At 70.8% G+C, this 20,185-nt stretch carries 7 protein-coding genes; all 7 read right to left on the bottom strand.

The window, feature by feature from the left end:
• Window positions 1–142: 142 nt before the first annotated feature.
• The 7 genes from fusA to H4F70_RS04290 all read right to left on the bottom strand — a co-directional run bounded on the left by fusA (window position 143) and on the right by H4F70_RS04290 (window position 20,026).
• The gene (gene fusA, locus H4F70_RS04320; RefSeq protein WP_182359152.1) at window positions 143–2,245 is read right to left on the bottom strand and encodes an elongation factor G; all 2,103 of its coding nucleotides are present in this window, start codon (window positions 2,243–2,245) and stop codon (window positions 143–145) included.
• 139 nt (window positions 2,246–2,384) lie between these two features.
• Window positions 2,385–2,855, bottom strand: coding sequence for a 30S ribosomal protein S7 (gene rpsG, locus H4F70_RS04315; RefSeq protein WP_143906423.1), 471 nt, complete (start codon window positions 2,853–2,855; stop codon window positions 2,385–2,387).
• Window positions 2,855–3,229 (bottom strand): 30S ribosomal protein S12, encoded by a 375-nt coding sequence (gene rpsL / locus H4F70_RS04310; protein WP_143906421.1) that lies wholly within the window; start codon window positions 3,227–3,229, stop codon window positions 2,855–2,857. The genes rpsG and rpsL overlap by 1 nt, the downstream gene beginning before the upstream one ends.
• Before the next feature lie 354 nt (window positions 3,230–3,583).
• Entirely contained in the window at window positions 3,584–4,465 is an 882-nt protein-coding gene (locus H4F70_RS04305; protein WP_372497553.1) for an ABC transporter permease, read from the bottom strand.
• 107 nt (window positions 4,466–4,572) lie between these two features.
• Complete coding sequence (locus H4F70_RS04300; RefSeq protein WP_182359151.1) at window positions 4,573–5,571, bottom strand: ATP-binding cassette domain-containing protein; 999 nt, start codon at window positions 5,569–5,571, stop codon at window positions 4,573–4,575.
• Window positions 5,568–5,837 carry an MbtH family protein gene (locus tag H4F70_RS04295; protein WP_182359150.1) on the bottom strand — a complete coding sequence of 90 codons (270 nt, stop codon included), beginning with the start codon at window positions 5,835–5,837 and terminating at the stop codon, window positions 5,568–5,570. Before H4F70_RS04295 ends, H4F70_RS04300 begins: the two co-directional genes overlap by 4 nt.
• Entirely contained in the window at window positions 5,834–20,026 is a 14,193-nt protein-coding gene (locus H4F70_RS04290) for a non-ribosomal peptide synthetase (protein WP_182359149.1), read from the bottom strand. The genes H4F70_RS04295 and H4F70_RS04290 overlap by 4 nt, the downstream gene beginning before the upstream one ends.
• Window positions 20,027–20,185 lie beyond the last annotated feature (159 nt).

Here is a 20,185-nt window from a genome sequence, read left to right as displayed (position 1 = left end):
GTACTTCTGGTCGTGCACAGGGCCCGACCGGCGGGAACCACCGCGAACACTGTGTGCCGATCGCTTCATGGATCGAACACGGCGTGTCAACAGTGCAGTATCCCACCGTCGCCCTGGTGTCCGGCGCGCGATGAGACGGAGATTACTCTCCGTGGGCCTTCGCGACGATCTCCTTGGCCACGTTCGCAGGAACTTCGGCGTAGGAGTCGAACACCATGGTGTAGTTCGCTCGGCCCTGTGTCTTCGACCGAAGGTCTCCGACGTAGCCGAACATCTCCGACAACGGGACCGTGGCCTTGACGACCCTGGCACCGCTGCGTTCCTCCATGGCCTGGATCTGGCCACGGCGGGAGTTCAGGTCACCGATCACCTCGCCCATGTAGTCCTCGGGCGTGATCACCTCGACGGCCATCAGCGGCTCGAGGATCACCGGCTTCGCCTTCGGCGCGGCCTCCTTGAAGGCCATCGACCCGGCCACCTTGAACGCCATCTCCGAGGAGTCCACCTCGTGGTAGGCGCCGTCGAGCAGCGTGGCCTTGACGTTGACCATGGGGTACCCGGCCAGGACACCGTACTGCATGGCGTCCTGGATGCCGGCGTCGACCGAAGGGATGTACTCGCGCGGCACGCGGCCGCCGGTCACCTTGCTCTCGAACTCGTAGGTCTCGCCTTCCTCGCCCTCCCAGGGCTCCAGCTTGATGATGACCTTCGCGAACTGGCCCGAGCCGCCGGTCTGCTTCTTGTGGGTGTAGTCGTACTTCTCCACCGTCTTGCGGATCGTCTCGCGGTAGGCCACCTGTGGCTTGCCGATGTTCGCCTCGACCTTGAACTCGCGCCGCATGCGGTCGACGAAGACGTCGAGGTGCAGCTCGCCCATCCCGCCGATGACGGTCTGGCCGGTCTCGTCGTCGAGGTGGACCTTGAAGGTGGGGTCCTCGTCGACGAGCCGCTGGATCGCGGTGCCGAGCTTCTCCTGGTCGGACTTGGTCTTCGGCTCGATCGCCACCTCGATGACCGGCTCCGGGAACGACATCGACTCGAGGATGATCGGGTTGGCCGGGTCGCAGAGCGTGTCACCGGTGGTGACGTCCTTGAGCCCGATGAACGCGTAGATGTGGCCGGCCTGGGCCTCATCGATGGCGTTCTCCTTGTTGGAGTGCATCTGGAAAAGCTTGCCGATGCGCTCCTTCTTGCCCTTGGTCGAGTTGATGACCTGGGTGCCGGAGGCGATGTGACCCGAGTAGACGCGCACGTAGGTCAGCTTGCCGAAGAACGGGTGCGCCGCCACCTTGAAGGCGAGGCCCGCGAACGGCTCGTCCTTGGACGGGTGCCGGACGAGCGCCTCTTCGGGGTTGTCCACCGCGTGCCCCTGCACGGCCTCGACGTCCATCGGGGTCGGCAGGTAGTCGATGACGGCGTCGAGCATCGGCTCGATGCCCTTGTTCTTGAACGCCGTGCCGCACAGCACCGGGTACTGCTCGCTGGCGATGGTGACCTTGCGGATGGCGCCCTTGATCTCCGCGGTGGTGAGCTCCTCGCCGCCGAAGTACTTCTCCATCAGGGCCTCGTCGGTCTCGGCGACCGCCTCGAGGAGCTTCTCCCGGTATTCGTCGACCGTCTCCTGGAGGTCCGCGGGGATCTCCTCGATGACGGGCTCGGTACCCGGCGCCACAGTGCCGCGCCAGGTGAGCGCCTTCATCTCGACGAGGTCGACGACGCCGTCGAAGTGGTCCTCGGCACCGATCGGCACCTGCAGGACCAGCGGCGTGGCGCCGAGGCGCTCCTTGATGGTGCGCACCGTGAAGAAGAAGTCCGCGCCCAGCTTGTCCATCTTGTTGACGAAGCAGATGCGGGGGACGTCGTACTTCTCGGCCTGACGCCAGACCTGCTCGGACTGCGGCTCCACGCCCTCTTTGCCGTCGAACACCGCGACAGCACCGTCGAGCACGCGCAGCGAACGCTCCACCTCGACGGTGAAGTCGACGTGGCCCGGCGTGTCGATGATGTTGATCTGGGTGTCTTTCCAGAAACAGGTGGTGGCGGCGGAGGTGATCGTGATCCCCCGCTCCTGCTCCTGTTCCATCCAGTCCATCGTGGCGCCACCGTCGTGCGTCTCGCCGACCTTGTAGTTGATGCCGGTGTAGTAGAGGATGCGCTCGGTGGTCGTGGTCTTGCCGGCATCGATGTGCGCCATGATGCCGATGTTGCGGACCTTCTTGAGGTCGGTTAGCACGTCCTGTGCCACAGGATTCTTCCCCGCTCGTGACTCGGTGATTCGGTGGACCCTGCTGGGGCCCGGGATTCTCTTGCGCCGGCGTGTGACCGACCGGCACCGTGACCCTCCCGGCAGAGGCAGGCCGCAGCCCGCCCCCGCCGGAGTCGGATCACCAGCGGTAGTGCGCGAACGCCTTGTTGGCCTCGGCCATCTTGTGCGTGTCCTCGCGCCGCTTGACCGCCGCGCCCAGGCCGTTGCTGGCGTCGAGGATCTCGTTGGCCAGACGCTCGACCATGGTCTTTTCGCGCCGCTGACGCGCGAAGGTCACCAGCCAGCGCATCGCCAGCGTGGTCGAACGGCCCGGACGCACCTCGACCGGCACCTGGTAGGTGGCGCCACCGACACGGCGGCTGCGCACCTCGAGGGCCGGCTTGACGTTGTCGAGCGCGCGCTTGAGGGTGACGACCGGATCGGTGCCGGTCTTCTCGCGCGTCTGCTCGAGGGCCTGGTAGACGATGCGCTCCGCGGTGGACTTCTTGCCGTCCTTGAGGATCTTGTTCACCAGCTGCGACACGAGAGGCGATCCGTAGACCGGGTCGTTGACCAGCTGACGCTTCGGGGCGGGACCCTTACGAGGCATTAGCTCTTCTCCTTCTTGGCGCCGTAGCGGCTGCGTGCCTGCTTGCGGCCCTTGACACCCTGGGTGTCGAGGGAACCGCGGATGATCTTGTAGCGCACGCCCGGCAGGTCCTTCACGCGACCGCCGCGGACCAGGACCATCGAGTGCTCCTGGAGGTTGTGGCCCTCGCCCGGGATGTAGGCGGTGACCTCGACTGCGGTGGTCAGGCGCACACGCGCGACCTTGCGAAGAGCGGAGTTCGGCTTCTTCGGCGTGGTCGTGTAGACGCGGGTGCAGACGCCACGGCGCTGGGGGCTCCCCTTGAGCGCAGTGGTCTTACCCCCCACCGCTTTGTCGTGGCGGCCCTTGCGGACCAGCTGCTGAATGGTTGGCATAACCGTCTTTCTCTGTGGCTCGACCGGCGCGGCTGACTCAGTCGGCCGGTCGAGACGAACATTGCTGATGTGAAATTAGGGTTTTCGCAGTTGGGACAAGGTAGCTACTGCCCCTCACCCGAACCCCACGGTCGGGCGTGTCGCATCCCCTCACAGCGCAGCCAGCTGCTCGCCCGCGCGCGCAGCGCGGGAACGCACACTTGGCCATACCGTCGGGCAGGCACACAGATCGACCCGGCAAGCCGGGCACGGCCGTCTACGATACCCGGCCGCAGCACAGGCGGTCAAAGCGGGCGCGACGCGCCGGACATCGCACCTGTCGGCGGAAGTCGACCGCGGGTCGCGGAACCCGCGTCAGGCGCGAGCGACCCGGCGATAGGACAGCAACGAAAGCGTACCGAAAACGACGATGATCGTTGCCGCACAGAGCAGCGCGTACATCGACGCGTTGTCCGCCGGCCACCCCGAGGCCACTGGGAAGTCCGGGGGCGCCGGGTTGCCGAAGAGCTGACGACCCGAAGTGGCGACGGCGGTGATCGGGTTCCACTCGGCGATCACGCGCAGCGGGCCCGGCAGGCTCTGCGCGGAAATGAACGCCGACGAGATGAAGGTGAGCGGGAACATCCACAGGAAGCCCACGCTTTGCGCCACCTCGACACTCCGCGCCAGGAGTCCGGTCAGCACGCCGACCCAGGACATCGCGAACGCGAATAGAGCGAGGATCCCGAAGGCCGCCAGGGCGGCGCCGAGGCCGCCGGTGATCCGCCAGCCGATCAGATACCCGCACCCGACCATGACAGTCACGCTGATCGCGTTGACGGCGAAGTCCGAGACCGTCCGTCCGAGCACCACCGCCAGGCGCGACATGGGCAACGACCGGAATCTGTCGATCAGTCCGTGCTGCAGGTCCCCGGACAGCCCCACCGTGGTGAACGCCGCGTTGAACACCACCGTCTGGGTGAAGATTCCGGCCATCAGGAACTCCCGGTACTCGCCGCCGCCGAGCGAGGCGCCGAAGACGTACGCGAACAACGCGACGAACATCAGCGGCTGCACCGTGGCGCTGACCAAGAGCGTGGGCACGCGCCGGATCGTCAGGATGTTCCGGAAGGCGATGACCGCACTGTCGTCGAACATCCGCCGTATCCGGTGGCCCTCGGCCGCGCGCAGGTGGGCGGCCACATCCGCAGCTTCTCCACCGTCACCCGGCACCGGACCGGCGGTGGATCCGTCCATGTCCGCGGTCGTGCTGCCACCCGCAGTCGAACCGTCGTCCGGCCCGGTATCGGCCGGGGTGGGTTCGTCACGGGGCGCCGTGCGCGTCGCGAGTGATTCCAGCTTCGTCACCCCGCGACCCCCGCCGTCGCATCGCCGTCCTTACCGACGCCGCGCCCGGTGACGGCCAGGAAGAATTCGTCCAGGCTCGTTTCCGAGAGCGAAGCGTCTTCCACTCTGACCCCGTCGACCGCGAGCCGGGACACCGCCGCGGCGAGGGACCGGCTGCCGTTCTGGGCGCGCGCGGACACGGTACAGCCGTCCGCCTGCGGATCGCCGTCGCAGACTGCCCCCAGGGCACGGACGGCATCCAGGACCTCGCCAGGCTCGCGCACACGTATCGACACCACGTCGCCACCGACTCGCGCCTTGAGCTCATCCGCGGTGCCGCGGGCGATCACCGCGCCCCGGTCGATCACCGTGATCGCATCTGCCAGACGATCGGCCTCCTCCAGGTACTGAGTGGTCAGCAGCACCGTCGTCCCGTCGGAGACAAGCCCCTCGACGACCTCCCACATCTCTTGCCGGCCGCGAGGGTCGAGGCCCGTCGTGGGCTCGTCGAGGACCACGACGGGAGGGAAGGCGACGAGCGCGCCCGCGAGGTCGAGTCGACGCCGCATACCACCCGAGTAGCCACACGAGCGCCGGTCCGCAGCGTCTTCGAGATGGAATCGGCCGAGCAATTCCCGGGCCCGCGCTGCGGCGATGCGCCGTGGCAGTCCGTACAGGCGCCCGATCATCCGCAGGTTCTCGAAGCCGGTCAGGTTGCCGTCGACGGCCGCGTACTGCCCGGATAGCCCGATCCTGCGGCGAACGCGGCCCGGCGACGAGACGACATCCACGCCGTCCAGCAGTACTGTGCCCTTGTCGGGACGCAAAAGGGTGCTCAGGATGCGTACCACCGTGGTCTTGCCGGCACCGTTGGGCCCGAGTACGGCGGTGATCGTGCCTCTGGCGATCTCCAGGTCGACACCGTCCAGCGCCCGGACGACGCCTGCCCGGCGCCGACCGGCGCCGGGGCCGAACCGCTTCTCCAGTCCTCGAATCTCGACCGCCGGGCCCGTCATCGCGTGTGCTCCTCCGCCGGTGCGCCGGACGATCCGCGCATCGCGTGCACGAGGCTGGCGGGACGCATGTCGGTCCAGTTCCGCTCGACGAAGTCCACCGCGTCCTGCCGGGACGACTCGCCCAGGCGGATGGTCCACCCGTCGGGGACCGGGGCGAACGCCGGCCACAAGGAGTACTGGCCCTCGTCGTTGACCAGCACGAAGAAGGCGGAGTCTTCGTCGTCGAAGGGATTCGCCGCGCGGTCGTGTCCGGTGGATGTGCTCATGATCGTCCTCCTGTCGTGGGTGCTGCGATGTATTCGGGCCGTCCGGCGTCGCGCGCCGCATGGCCGTTCCGGGCGAGGCTGTCGCCTCGGGTGAGGAAGGCCTCGACCGCCGGACCGACGACGGCCAGCGCCTCCGGGGACGTCAACTGCGCATGGACGCAGTCGACCGTGATCTCCCTCATTGCCCCGCCGACGTGCCGCGGCCAGTCCGTGAACGCCCGCGGGCCGCCGGGTCCACCGCGGCCTGCGGTGACGAACAGGACGTCCCCGTCGAACAGATCGGGCCGGAATGCCGCCGCGAGTGCGACGCCCTGCGCGTAGGCGTCGTACATCCGCCGAAGCTCTTCGATACCCAGGTCGGCGAGGGCGCTGCCGGATTCGGGCAGCAGCGCCGCGGCGTCCTCGATGGTCATGTCCGGGTCTGCGATCGTCCCGGCGCCCGCCGCGCCGGGCACGGTGTGCGCACCGGTCAGCTCGGCAACGAGCTCCGCGACGCTCGGCATCGCGCGGTACTCCGGCCCGCGCCGGCCCGGAAGGAAGCTGTCGAGCATGGTCAGCGTGGCCACGTCCTCACCGTCGGCGGCCAGCAGCGTCGCCATCTCGTGCGCGATCAGCCCGCCGAGCGACCACCCCAGCAGGTGGTACGGGCCGTGCGGGGCCACGCGCCGCATCTCCGTGACATAGCGCTCCGCGAGCCGGGGAATCGAACCGGGCAGTTCCTCGGTGCCGCGGAGATTCGGCGTCTGCAATCCGTACACCGGACGGTCGCGACCCAGATGTTCGAGTAGACCGTTGTACCCCCACGACAGCCCCATGGCCGGGTGCACGCAGAACAGCGGCGCCTGCGTTCCGCCCGCCCGGATCGGCAGCAGCACCGCCAGCGCATCGGCGGCCGCGACCTTCCGGTCCGCACCGTGGGCGTCGCCCGCTGCGTCCGGCCCGCCTTCCGGAACATCCCGACCGTGCGCCGCCGAACACCGCCGCGCGAGGTCGGCAGGAGTCGGGTCGGTGAACAACCACTGCGGCGAGATCCGCCGCAGCTCCGGCAGACCGGAAACCCGGAGCTCGGCCACGGCGCGCGTCGCCAGCAGCGACGTCCCGCCGAGCTCGAAGAACCCGTCTTCCGCGCCGATCTTCCCGTAGCGGAGCACGTCTGCGAAGACCGCGCAGATCGCCTGCTCCAACCGTGTCCCGGGACCGCGCCCGCGTCCGGCGTCCTGCAGTCGAGCCGCGGGCAACGCCGCCCGGTCCAGCTTTCCGACGGGCGTGAGCGGAATCCGCTCGAGCGCCTGCACGGCCGCGGGCACCATGTGGCGCGGCAGCACCGCCGCCGCGTAGTCGCGCAGCAGGCGGCAGTCGAGCCCCACGCCGTCCACGCGGCCGGGCCCGCCGGTCTCGCCCGGCCCGGCCCCCGACGCGGGCTGCACGTAGGAGACGAGCACCGTGTCTCCACCGGGTCCGGATACGGGAACGGTGACGGCGGCTCCGACATCCGGATGCCGGGCGAGCACCGCGTCCACCTCCGTGGGCTCGATGCGGAAACCACGGATCTTGACCTGGTGATCGATGCGGCCTCGGTACTCGATCGTCCGGTCCACTCGCAGCCGCGCCAGGTCGCCGGTGCAGTACATCCGCGAGCCGGGCCGGCCGAACGGGTTCGCCACGAAGCTTCCGGCCGTCAACGCCGGCCGGCGGTGGTATCCGCGGGCCAGTCCGGGGCCGGCAAAGTACAGCTCTCCGACCACGCCTGTGGGAACCGGGTGCAGACGTCGGTCCAGCACCATCGCTTCAACACCTCGGATGGGTCCGCCGATGGTGATCGGCCCGTCCCCGACCGGCGGGCTCATCGTGGTGACGATGGTCGTCTCAGTCGGTCCGTAGACGTTCGACAGCACCCGGCCCGCGGCCCAACACTCGGCCAGGTCCGGCCGCAGCGCCTCGCCGCCGACGAGCACGGTGCCGAGCCCGGGCACCCGTTCCGGGTCGACGGTGTCCAACGCCGCGGGGGTGATGAAAGCGTGCGAGACCCGCTGCCGCGCCAGGAGCCCGGTCAGTTCATCGCCGCCGTAGACATCGGCCGGCGCGATCACCATGACCGCACCCGACGGGAACGCCAGGAGTGCTTCAAGAATCGCGGCGTCGAAGCTCGTCGACGCGAAGTGCAGGGTGCGGCTGTCCGGCCCGATGCAGTACCGCTCGCGCACCTCATCGGAGAAGTTCGCCAGGCCCGCGTGCGTGACGGTGACGCCCTTGGGCGTACCGGTGGAACCGGAGGTGTACACCAGGTAGGCCGGGTGCCGCGCCTGCAGCGGCTCCGCGCGGTCGGCGTCGCGGACCGGGTCCGGTGACGCCACCGCGCATTCGCGCAGGAAGGCCGGGTCGTCGAGCCTCATCCACCGCACCGATCCGGCGCAGCCGCCCGGTACCCTGTCGTCGGACACCCCGAGCCGGGCACCCGAGTCCGCAAGCATCCGCTCGACCCGCGCCGGTGGATAGTCGCCGTCGATCGCCATGAACGTCGCGCCCGTCTTGGCCACCGCCCACAGGCACAGCACGGACTCGATCGAGCGCCGCACCGCGACCGCCACCGGGATCTCGGGCCTCGCGCCGCGGGAGATGAGAACGCGGGCCAGCCTGCTCGACCGCGCGTCGAGCTCGGCGTAGGTGACCGTGTGCGCGTCCTGCACCAATGCCGTCGCCTCGCCCCTGCGCGCGACGGCCGCCGTCAGAAGGTCCGGCAGCAGCCGCGCCGCGGAATCCCGATCGGAGGCCGGATCGCACGCGCTGCGCAGGGGCACGGTCGCGGCGCGTTCGGGCCCGGTCACCAGCACGATGTCGCCCACGACCACGTCGCCGTCTGCGTCCAGCGCCTGCTCGATGATCGACGCGAACATCCGGGCGTACGCGTGTGCCCGGTTGCCGTCGAAGAGGTCGGTCGCATACTCGAGCGTCGCGTCGGCCGTGCCGTCGGACTGTTCGCGCACCGTCACCTGCAGATCGAACTTCGTCGTCGCCGTCGCCACTTCGTCCACCGCGACGTCGAGCCCCGGCAGTCCCGCGGCCGGGAGGCCCGCAGCGGATGACTGTGCACCGACCACCGACAGCGCCACCTGGAACAGGGGATGCCGCGCGGGGTGACGTGCCGGATTCACGGCCGCGACGACCTGCTCGAACGGGATGTCGGCATGTTCGAAAGCGTCCAGATCCCGGTCACGCACGCGCAGAAGAGCTTCGACGAACGTCTCGCCGCTGTCGATCACGGTGCGCAGCGCGACCGTGCCCGCGAACATACCGACCAGATCCGCCAGACCCGGCCCGTCCCGACCCGCCACCGGCGTGCCTATCATGACATCGGGCTCGTCGGCGACCCGTGCGATCAGCACGGCGAGAGCGGTGTGCAGCACCATGAATGTGCTCGCGCGCCTGCCCCGCGCAAATCTGCGGAGCGCCGCCATCGTGTCGCCGCCCAACGGGATCGGCACCTCACCGCCGCGTCCTGACGGCGCGGGGGGCCGCGGACGATCGGCCGGTACGCCTGATTCCTCCGGCGCGCCCGCCAGCTCCGCTACCCAATAGTCGAGCTGCCTGCGGGCTTCGGCGGACGGGTCCGCCGCACCGCCGAGCAACGCACGCAGATTCACGGCATGGTCGGCGTAGCGCATCGGCAGTGCGGGAAGACGGGGACGACGACCGGCCGCACGTGCACTGTAGAACTCGGCGAAGTCCCGCATCATCGGTACGAGGGACGCGCCGTCCGCAGCGACGTGATGCACGACCAGGAGCAGAACCGCCCGTCCCGCCCCGTCGCCGTTCGTGTGCCCGTTCGTGTGCCCGCCCCCGCAGGAGTGCAGCAGTACGGCGCGGAACGGCGCTTCCCCGGTGAGGTCGAAGGGCCGGACCGCATGCTGCCGGAGTGCCTCATCCACGTCCCCGTCCGCCACGCAGTGCGATGCGAGCACCCGTGTCTCGTCGGGCGCGTCCAGGATCACCTGGTGCGGTCCGTCGTCCGCATCGGGCAGCACGGTCCGCAACGGTTCATGCCGCTCGATCAGATCGTGGACGGCGCCGCGGAGCGCGGAGACGTCGAGCGCGCCGCGCAAACGCACCGCGAGCGGGATGTTGTATGAGGCCGAGCGTTCCGCGACACGCTCGAGCACCCAGAGACTGTGCTGCGCCGGAGCGAGAGGCACGATCCCGGGGCGGTCCCGTCCGGCAGGACCCGGCAGTTCCCGCCCGAACGGTCCGCGCTGCTCCATCCGCGCAGACGTCCCGGCACGGCCGTGGCGCTCCGCCAGGTCGACCCACTCCGCCAACCGTGCAACCGTCGGGTTGTCGAACAGTGCCCGCACCGGGATGTCGACCGCGCACGCCTCGGCGAGATCACGGGCCGCCCGAGTGGCGAGCAGCGAGTCGAGTCCGAGGTCGAACAGGTCGTCCAGCACGCCGACGCGGCGGGCGTCCAGCACGGCGCCCACTGCGTCCTGGACCTGCTGTTCCCGTTCGGTGCGCGGAGGCACGTACTCGTCGACCGCCGCGTCGAAGTCGGGTTCAGGCAGTCCGGCGACATCGAGTTTGCCGTTGACCGTCCGGGGCAACGCGCCGACGCGGGTGATCGCTGCCGGCATCATCTGGCGCGGTAGCGCCGCGCGCGCCCGGTCCCGTACCTCGCGAAGGTCGGTGCCGGGCTCCGTCACGACGTAGGACAACAGTCTCTCGTCTCGCACCACGCTCACCGCGTAGCGCACCCCGCGGTGCGCGGTGAGCGCTCCGTTGACCTCGGCGGTCTCGATCCGGTGCCCGCGCACCTTGATCTGGCCGTCGGCGCGGCCCAGATAGCGCAGCGCACCGTCGCCGCGCCCGCGGCGCACCAGATCCCCGGTCCGGTAGAGCCGTTCGCCGTGCGCGCCCCACGGATGCGCGACAAAACGTGATGCGGTGAGACCCGCCCGGCCGTGATAACCGCGCGCCAGACCTGCGCCCGAAAGGTACAGCTCCCCGATCACGCCGTCCGGAACCGGATGCAACCGGGAATCGAGCACGTACGCCGCCGCACCGTCGATCGGATGCCCGATGGTGACGTCCGCGTCGGGGACCAGCGGGCCGCTCATGGTGGCGACGATCGTCGTCTCGGTGGGCCCGTAGGCGTCGAGAACGGTCCGGCCGCCGGCCGTCCACCGCTCGACGAGCGCAGGCGGGCACACGTCCCCTCCGACCGCGACCACCTGCAGCGCGTCGATGCCGTCCGGGTCGACCGACATCAGTGCGGCGGGAGTGATGAACGCGTGCGTGATCCGTTCTGCGGCGAGCAGCGACGCCAGTTCCGCGCCGCCGTAGACGTCGGGGGGTGCCACCACGAGCGTGGCGGCCGCCCCCGTGGCGAGCAGGATCTCGAGCATCGAGGCGTCGAAACTCGGCGAGGCGAAGTGCAGAATGCGCGAGTGCGCGGTGGTCCCGTACCGCTCGTTCTGGGCGCGGACGAGCCCGGCGAGGCCGGCGTGCGTCACCATGACGCCCTTGGGCCGGCCGGTGGTGCCCGAGGTGTAGATCATGTAGGACACCTGTCCCGGCCGCACAGGCTCGGGCCGGTCGGCATCCTCGATCGGACGGTCGGGGTCCGCCTCGCCGGGCTGCGCCGCCTCAGCGTCATCGATGGCGAGCCACCGCATTCCGGTCGTACCGGGCGCGGCCGCCGCCGACCCGCACAGGCCGATCCGGGCACCGGAATCCTCGATCATGTGCGCGATCCGCTCAGGCGGGTACGCGGTGTCGACAGGCACGAACGCCGCGCCGGTGCGCGCCGCCGCCCAAACCGCGATCACCGATTCGACGGAGCGCGGAATCGCGATCGCCACCGGCGATCCGGCGCCCGCCCCGTGCGCAAGCAGCGACCTGGCCACCCGGTTCACGCGTGCGTCGAGCTGTCGATAGGTCAGCGACCGTGCCCCGTCCCGGATCGCGGCCCGGTCCGGTTCACGCCGCACCGCATCGTCCAGGATCTCGGCGAGCGTTCGGTGCTCCGATGCCGGCGGCGAGACGGTCGCAGCCGCACGCTCCGCCGCGGAAAGGATCGGCACGTCGCCGACTGCGGTGCCGGGCGCATCCGCCACCGCTGCCGCGACGCGGGCCAGCCGCGCGCCGAACTCCCCCGCCGTCGACTCATCGAACAGCGCGCGGTCGAAAGCGATCGTCCCGACCAGGTCGCCGCCGCCGTCCGGCCGTAGCCGGATCTCGAGGTCGAACTTGCCGGCGGCGTTGCCGATGCGCGACGTCGTCGCCGCGAGCCCCGGCAACCGCACCGCCGGCGCCTCCCCGTCCTCGAGCGTCAAGGCAACCTGGAACAGCGGGTGCCGACCGGCGAGCCGAGGCGGGTCGCAGGAAGCGACAACGCGTTCGAACGGAACATCGGCGTGCGCGAGCGCCTCGAGGGTGGCGGAGCGCGAGGCACGAAGCAGCTCGGTAAAGCCGGCCCCCGGATCGATGACCGTCCGCAGAGCCACCGTGTTGGCGAACATGCCGACGAGCCCTTCGCGCCCCTCCGTCCCGCGTCCGGAGACCGGGGTTCCGATGGCCACGTCGTCGGAGCCGCTCATGCGGGCGAGCAGAAGTGCCAGCACACCGTGGACGGCCATGAACTCTGTGGCCCCGGCCTTCTGCGCGAGCTCCACGAGCCGCACGCGGACGGCGGCCGGGATTGCGAATCCGGACTCGCCGACTTCGATGCCGCGCGCATCCTGGCGCGCCGATCCGGCGGGCCGCGGCCGGTCCAGCGCGGGCAAGGACTCGGCGGGCAGGCCGGCGAGCGTCTCCTGCCAGTACCGCAGCTGCGCGGCGCCGCGGCTGCGGGGGTCCGCCACGTCGCCGAGCCGCGCCTGCTCCCGGAGCGTGTAGTCGCGGTATTGCATCGACAGAGGCCGCCACCGCGGCGGCCGGCCCTCGCCACGGGACGAATAGGCCTCCGCGAGGTCGCGTGCCAACGGGCCCATCGATCCGCCGTCCGCGGCGATGTGGTGGAGGACCAGCAGGAGCACGCAGCTCCCGTCGTCCACGTCGAGCAGGCGTGCCCGGAACGGGATCTCGCGCTCGAGGGCGAACGGTCGTCCCGCCACCTTTGCGGCGCGTGCGGACCAGTCCTCGGCAGTGACGGATTCGACCGGGAGCACGTCCCCGACCTCCTCGACCGGCCGCACGAGTTGCGCGGGCCCGAGTCCGGAGTCGACGATCACCGTGCGCAACACCTCGTGCCGCCCGAGCAGGTCCGCGACCGCGGCCTGCAACGCGGCGATATCCGGTCCCCCAAGTCCGACGGGGAGATCAGCCCCCGACACAGCACGCAGTTCCACGGCGACGGCGATGTTGTATTTGTCCGACGCCGGTTCCTTGCGGTAGTCGAGCCAGATCTGCTGCTGGGCGGAGGACAACGGCACGCGCTCGTGCAGCCCGGCGACCCGGTCCGCGCCGGGTTCGCCCAGGCCGCCGTCGGGAACGGCGCCGCGGCCCTCGACGACGGCGGCGAGTGCCGCGATCGTCGAGTGGTCGAAGACCTCCCGCACGGACAGCGCGGTTCCCGTCACCGCGGAGAGCCGCTCGGCCACCTGCACGGCCAGCAGCGAGTTCCCGCCGAGCGCGAAGAAGCTGCGGTCCACCTCCAGCCCCGCCGAGCCGTTCTCCGGCTCTTCCTCGGACGCTGGGGTCCCTGCCTCCTCGGTTCCGTGCGTCGTGCCGTCGAGGACGCGCGCGAAGGCCTCTGCGACGAGCCGCTCCGCCGTCGACTCCGCCGTCCTGCCCCCCGCGGCCGTGATCTCGGGCCGCGGCAGCGCCGCTGTGTCGAGCTTGCCGGACGCCGTCCGCGGGAACTCGGGGAGCGCGACAATCGATGCCGGCACCATGTGGCCGGGCAACCTGCCGCTCAGCGCGGCGAGGATCTCCGCCTCGGCGGGCACGGATGCGCCGTCCGCCTGTGCCGCGTCGGTCAGAACGTAGGAGACCAGTCGCGCCGAGGCACCGCGCCCGAGCACCCGCGTGCGTGCTTCACGGATCCCGGGGAGAGTCACGAGCTCGGCGTCGACCTCGCCCGGTTCGATGCGGAATCCGCGTACCTTCACCTGGGAGTCGGCGCGGCCCACGAAAGACAGCCGCCCGTCCCGGTCGGCGCGGACGAGGTCCCCGGTGCGGTACATCCGCGCCCCGGGGGGCCCGAACGGATTCGCCACGAACCGCTCCGCGGTGAGCGCGCGACGGCGGTGGTAACCGCGGGCCAGCGCCGGACCGGCGATGTGGAGTTCACCGGTCATTCCGGGCGGGACCGGACGCATCCGACCGTCGAGAACGAGCAGTTCCGCCCCCTGCACTGCTGATCCGATGACGTTTCCTCGTCCCGGCGCCAACGGCCCGCTGACCGTGACCGCCACCGTGGCCTCGGTCGGACCGTACGCGTTCACCATCGTCCGGCCCGGGGACCAGTCCGCCACGACGCCGGGCGGGCATACGTCGCCGCCCACGACGAGCGTCTTCAGTGAGGGGAGCCGGCCCTGCGGCAGCGACGTCAACGCCGCCGGAGTGATGAAGGCGTGCGTCACCTGCTCGCGCTCCAGCAGGTCGGCGAGTTCGCGCCCGCCGACCACGGAGCCGGGCGCGATCACCAGCGTCGCCGACGAGCCGACCGCCATCAGAATCTCCAGCACCGACGCGTCGAAGCTGGGCGAGGCGAAGTGGAGGACGCGAGCGTCGCCGTCCACGGCGAACCGTCGCCGCTCGGTGTCGGCGAGATCGTGCAGCCCGCGGTGCGTGACCACGACGCCTTTCGGTCGGCCCGTCGAACCCGATGTATAGATCAAGTACGCGGGCTGTCCGGGGTCGGCCGGGCGGACGAGCTCGTCGTCCCGGACAGGTGCGGCGGACACGCGGGCGCACTCGTCGCGCACGGCGACCGAATCGACGACGACCCAATCGATATCCTGCGCAAGACGACCGGTCCCGTCCTCACCCGGCGGCTCGTCGTCCCTCGTCGGTTCGGCCTCGCTTCGCACCTCGCTCACGTTGTCGAAGTCGTCGTCGGTGCACAGTCCGCACCGCACGCCGGAGTCGGCGAGCATGTACTCGATGCGCTGACGCGGATAGTCCGGATCGACCGGCAGAAAGGCGGCGCCGCACTTGGCGACCGCCCAGATCCCGACCAGCGCGTCCACAGATCGCCGGATCGCGACCGCGACGAAACAGTCCGGGCCGATTCCGCGCGCGATCAGCGTCCGCGCCAGCGCGTTCGACCGCTCGTCCAGGGTCCGGTACGTCCACCTGCGCCCGTCCGAGACGACGGCCTGACCACCGGGGTTCGCCGACGCCGCCCGCGTGAGCATCCTGCCCAGTGTCGGCGGGAAGGAGACTTCCGAGGCCTTCGGGAACTGCGGCGGCTCCGGGGCGCGCATCGGGACGGTGCGACTGCGCTCATCCCGCGAGAGGATCTCGATCCGGTCCAGCGGAAGTTCGGGCGCACGCACCGCAGCCTCGAGGATCCGGACGAACCGGTCGGCCATCGCTGCGACGGTCTCCTCGTCGAACAGGCCGTCGTCGTAGGCGAAGGAGCCGCGGATGCCGCCGGCACCGTCCGCGCCGGAATCGTCCACCCCCTGCGCTTCGGCAGCACCCGGGTCCTCGATGACGACCTCGAGGTCGAACTTGACCGTACCCGTCCGGATCGGAGTGGCCGTCGCCGCAAGTCCTCCCGTCACCAGCCGAGTCGCCGGCCTGTCCTGCAGCGAGAGCACCGCCTGGAACAGGGTCGGCTCGCGATCCCGCTCGTCCTCCGGGCGGGCGGCGCGCACCTGGTCGACGATCTCCTCATACGGCAGGTCCGCGTGTGCCTGTGCGTCGAGGGACGCCTGCCGGGCCGCATGCAGCAGCGCATCGAAGCCGCGCGCCGGATCGATCGGCGTACGCAGAACGAGCGTGTTGACGAACATGCCGACGAGCCCGGCCAGGTCACGGTCGGTGCGGCCGGCCACCGGCGTGCCGATGCCGACGTCGACGGCGCCGCTGAGCCGGTGGACGAGGGCGGCCAGCGCCGCGTGCAGGACCATGAACCGTGTCGTCCCGTGGCGACGTGCGAGTTCCTGCAGCCCGTCGGCCGCTTCCGCGCCGATCCGGAAATCGACGAGACCGCCCGTCCCCGTGCGTCGGCCGACGGACGACGGCGCGGACGGCAGCACATCCTGATCGGCGAGCCCGTCGAGCGCCCCCGCCCAGTACGCGCGCTGTCGGCACAGACGGCCGTGCGGGTCGTGCGGGTCGCCGAGCCTCCCCAGTCGGCGCATCGTGTGATCCGCGAACTGCAGCGGCAGCTCCTGCCACCCGGGCGCCGCACCACGGCTGCGGGCGTCGTACGCCGCCGCCAGATCGTGTGCGAGAGGGGTGAGCGACCACCCGTCCGCAGCGATGTGGTGGATCGACACGGCGAGCACGTAACGCACGGCTGCCCCGTCCTGCGGATCGCCGACGAGGAACAGGGCGGCGCGCAGCGGACGGTCACGTGTGAGGTCGAATCCCTCCGCGGCGAACGCGCGCAGACGCGCGGCCGCCGCGTCCTCCGCCACCTTTTCCTCCGGTATCCGCGCCGCCCGCACCGGGAGCACCCGCTGGCGCGGCCCGGCCTCCCCTGACGGATAGACGGTGCGGAGGATCTCGTGCCGCGCCGTGACGTCGGCGAGCGCCGCGCCCAATGCCGCTCGGTCGGGTTCGCCGGCGAGGTCCAGCGCTACCGGGATGTTGTAGTTGCCCGTCCCGGGATCGAGCGAGTTGAGGAACCACAGCCGCCGCTGATCCGGCGAGAGCGGGACCACGGCGGGGCGCGGCGGAAGTGCCGCGCCGCCGGTGTGCGGGTGTTCGATGGAGAAGACGACGTCGTCGGGAAGCGACGCGGCGAAGGCTGCGACCGTCGGCGCGTCGAACACGTCGGCGATCGTCAACTCGAGGCCGGTCCACGCACGCAGCAGGGCCACGAGTTGCGTCGCCAGCAGCGAGTTGCCGCCGGTGTCGAAGAAGTCGGCGTCCGCACCCACCTTCCGCACCTCGAGGATCTCGGCGAAGGCCGCGGCCACGGCCCGTTCCGCCGGTGTCTGCGGCTCCCTTTCGTCGGCGCGCGCATCGAAATCCGGTCGCGGCAGCGCCGCACGGTCGAGTTTTCCGTTGGCAGTCACCGGCATCGCGTCGAGGACCACGATCGCCGCGGGGACCATGTACTCGGGCAGCCGCGCGCGGACCCGCCTGCGAAGGTCGCGCCCGTCCAGGCCGGGCCCCGACGATCCGGCCCTGGTCGCGGCGGGGTCGCCGACGACATGCGCGACGATCGTCGCGTGCTCGCCCTCACCGAGCACTGTCGCTACCGCCTGGCCGACGCCGGGCTCGCCGGTCAGCACGGCTTCGATCTCGCCGAGCTCCACGCGCTGACCGCGGACCTTGACCTGCGAATCGGTGCGCCCGAGAAAGTCCAGGCGCCCGTCGGACCGCCATCGGGCCAGGTCGCCCGTGCGGTAGAGCCGCCCGCCGCCGCCGAACGGGTCCGCGACGAACGTGCCGGCCGTGAGCGCCGGGCGGCCGGCATAGCCGCGCGCGAGCTGCGTGCCCGCCAGGTACAGTTCACCGACTGCGCCGACGGCGGCCGGCCGCAGGGCGGCGTCGAGCACGTAGGTGCGCGTGTTCCAAACCGGCGACCCGATCGGGATCGCCTCGCCGGACAGGTCTCCCGGCAGGCACTCGGTGGCGGTGACGTCGACCGCCGCCTCCGTCGGGCCGTAGAGGTTGTGCAGCGGAGCCCCCAGCACCGCGTCGAAGTCCCGCGCCGTTGTGGACGGCAGCGCCTCGCCGCTGCAGAAGACCATCCGCAACGAGGTGCACGCGGCCGCATGCGGCTCGGCGACGAATGCGGCCAGCATCGACGGCACGAAGTGCGCGACGGTCACGCCCGCACGGCTGATCAGCTGTGCCAGGTAGTCCGGGTCCCGGTGCCCGCCGTCGAGCGGCAGGAGCATCGTGGCGCCCGCCTGCAACGGCCAGAACAGCTCCCACACGGAAACATCGAAGGTCATCGGTGTCTTCTGCACGACGGTGTCCTCGGAGCCGAGCACGTACCGGTGCTGCATCCACCGCAGCCGGTTCGTGATCGCCCGGTGGGTGACGATGACGCCCTTGGGCCGCCCCGTCGAGCCGGAGGTGAAGATGACGTACGCGGCATCGTCGGGGCGGGGATCGCGCAGTTCCGCGCCGCCGCCGGCCGTGCCCGTCCCGAGCAGTGCGCCCGCGCCGTCGATCCGCATTATCGGAGCCGGTCCGGCCGGTCCGCCGGATTCAGGGTTCGCGGGCGTCATCGGCACCGACTCCGCCACGTCGTCCGCCAGGTCGGCTGCAGCCAGAACGCAGGCCGGACGTGCCGCGCGCAGGACGTGCGCCGTGCGTTCGGCCGGATGGTCCGGATCGAGCGGCAGGTACGCGGCACCGGCCTTGACCACCGCGTACACAGCCACGATCGCGGCCACCGATCGTGGTGCGGCGATCGCCACGGTCGATCCCGGCCCGACGCCTCTCGCGCTCAGCACCCGCGCCAGCCGCTCGGCGCGAGCGTCGAGCTCCCGATAGGTCAGCGAGTCCGCACCCGCCTCGTCGGAGGCGAGGGCGACCCAGTCCGGACACCGCGCCACGGCCGCCCGGAACATCGCGGGAAGCGTCGTCGCCTCGAGTTCGACGTCCGTGTCGTTCCAGGTCCGGAGCACCCGCCGCCGCTCCGCCTCCCCCGCTATCGGCAAGCGGGTGAGCAGCGTCGACGCATCGGCTGTGGCGACCGCGTGCAGCAGCGAAATGTACCTGTCGTGGTGGTCCCGCAGTTCCTGCGCGTCGTACAAGTTCGGGTTGGCCTCGAAGTCGACGACGGTCCGGCTGCCGCCTTGCGCCGGGTACACGTTGACCGACAGGTCTTCCACCGGACCGGTCGACAGAATGTGCATAGTCCCCTTGACCGGACCGAAATCGATGCCGTCGTGGAACATCATGATGTTGATCAGCGGGCCGAGGAATCCCCGTCGCCCGGTGGACGCCCCGGCGTCCCGCATCATGTCCTCGTACCGGTAGCACTGGTGCTGCACCGCAGTCCGGAGTTCGACGTTCATCCCGTCGACGAGATCCCCGACGGTCGTCTGTGCGCGGAAACGCGCGTGCAGCGGGACGATGTTCGACAGCACGCCGCCGGGTCGGCGCAACGCCCGCGTAGGCCGCGCCGCCACGGGCAGGCTGAGTACCACCTCCGGTTCGCTTGTGATGGAGGCGAGGTAGTACGCCATCGTCCCGGCGATCACCGATTCCGGGCGGATCCCGCGGTCGGCGCACATCCGCACGATCGCCGCGAACGTTTCGTGCGGCAATGCCGCCCCGGCCCGCAGGCTGGAGGGATCGGCGGGTGCCGTCCTCCCCGCTGCGAGCGTGTGCACCGACGGCAGCGGGTCCAGCTTGCCCGCCCAGTGTTCGCGGTCGGCGGCCCACTGCTCCGACCGCCGGTAATCAGCTGTCTGCTGTTGCACCACTGCCGCACCGGCCGTCGCGAGCGGAGCCGCGTCCTCGCCCGCGACGAGCGCGCCGTACCGCTCCGCCACCCGTTCAGCCACCTTCATCGCCGAGAATCCGTCGAAGACGATGTGGTGACCGCGGCAGAACCAGATGTAGTGTTCGTCGCCCACACGCAGCAGCGCGTTGCAGACCAGCCGGTCCCGGAGTGCGTCCACGCATTCGGCGGCACGGGCCTGCATCCACGCCATCGCGGCCGCACGAGGTGCGGCCTCGCCCCGGAAGTCGTGCTGCTCGACGTCCAACCGAACTTCCCGGTCCACCATCTGGAACGGTTCGCCGTCCCGCAGGACGATGCGGGTCCGCGCCGCGTCCACCTCATCACCGGTCATCCGTACCGCGTCGGCCACCGCCTGCGGGTCCACCGCGCCCGGCAGGTCGAGATACTGGGCGATCGTGACCGGCACGTCCGGCGCCAGCAGCTGCGCCTCCCAGAGGCCACGCTGGGCGTCGGTCAGCGGGTACAGCGGTCCCGACGCGGCGTGCGCACCCGCCCTGCATCCCCCGGCAGCGCTGGAGCCGGCTGAATCGGGGCCGGCGGCACCCGGCTCGTGTGCCTCGCGATCGTGCACGACGTGGCGTTCCATACGTGGCTCCCTCCGCGCTGGTCGTCCGCGTACGACGGCGGAGGGTGCACTGCGTTCAGCAGCTGCGCACGCGGCGCGTGGCGGCCCCTCGCCGACGAATCGGCTCTCGCGTAGGACTTCGGCGCCGAGCATCGAGCGGATGGGTCGCGGCGGAGAACG

Origin of the sequence: Tomitella gaofuii, assembly GCF_014126825.1 — a bacterium.
GTDB lineage: Bacteria > Actinomycetota > Actinomycetes > Mycobacteriales > Mycobacteriaceae > Tomitella > Tomitella gaofuii.
This window is presented reverse-complemented; position numbering and strand designations above follow the sequence as displayed.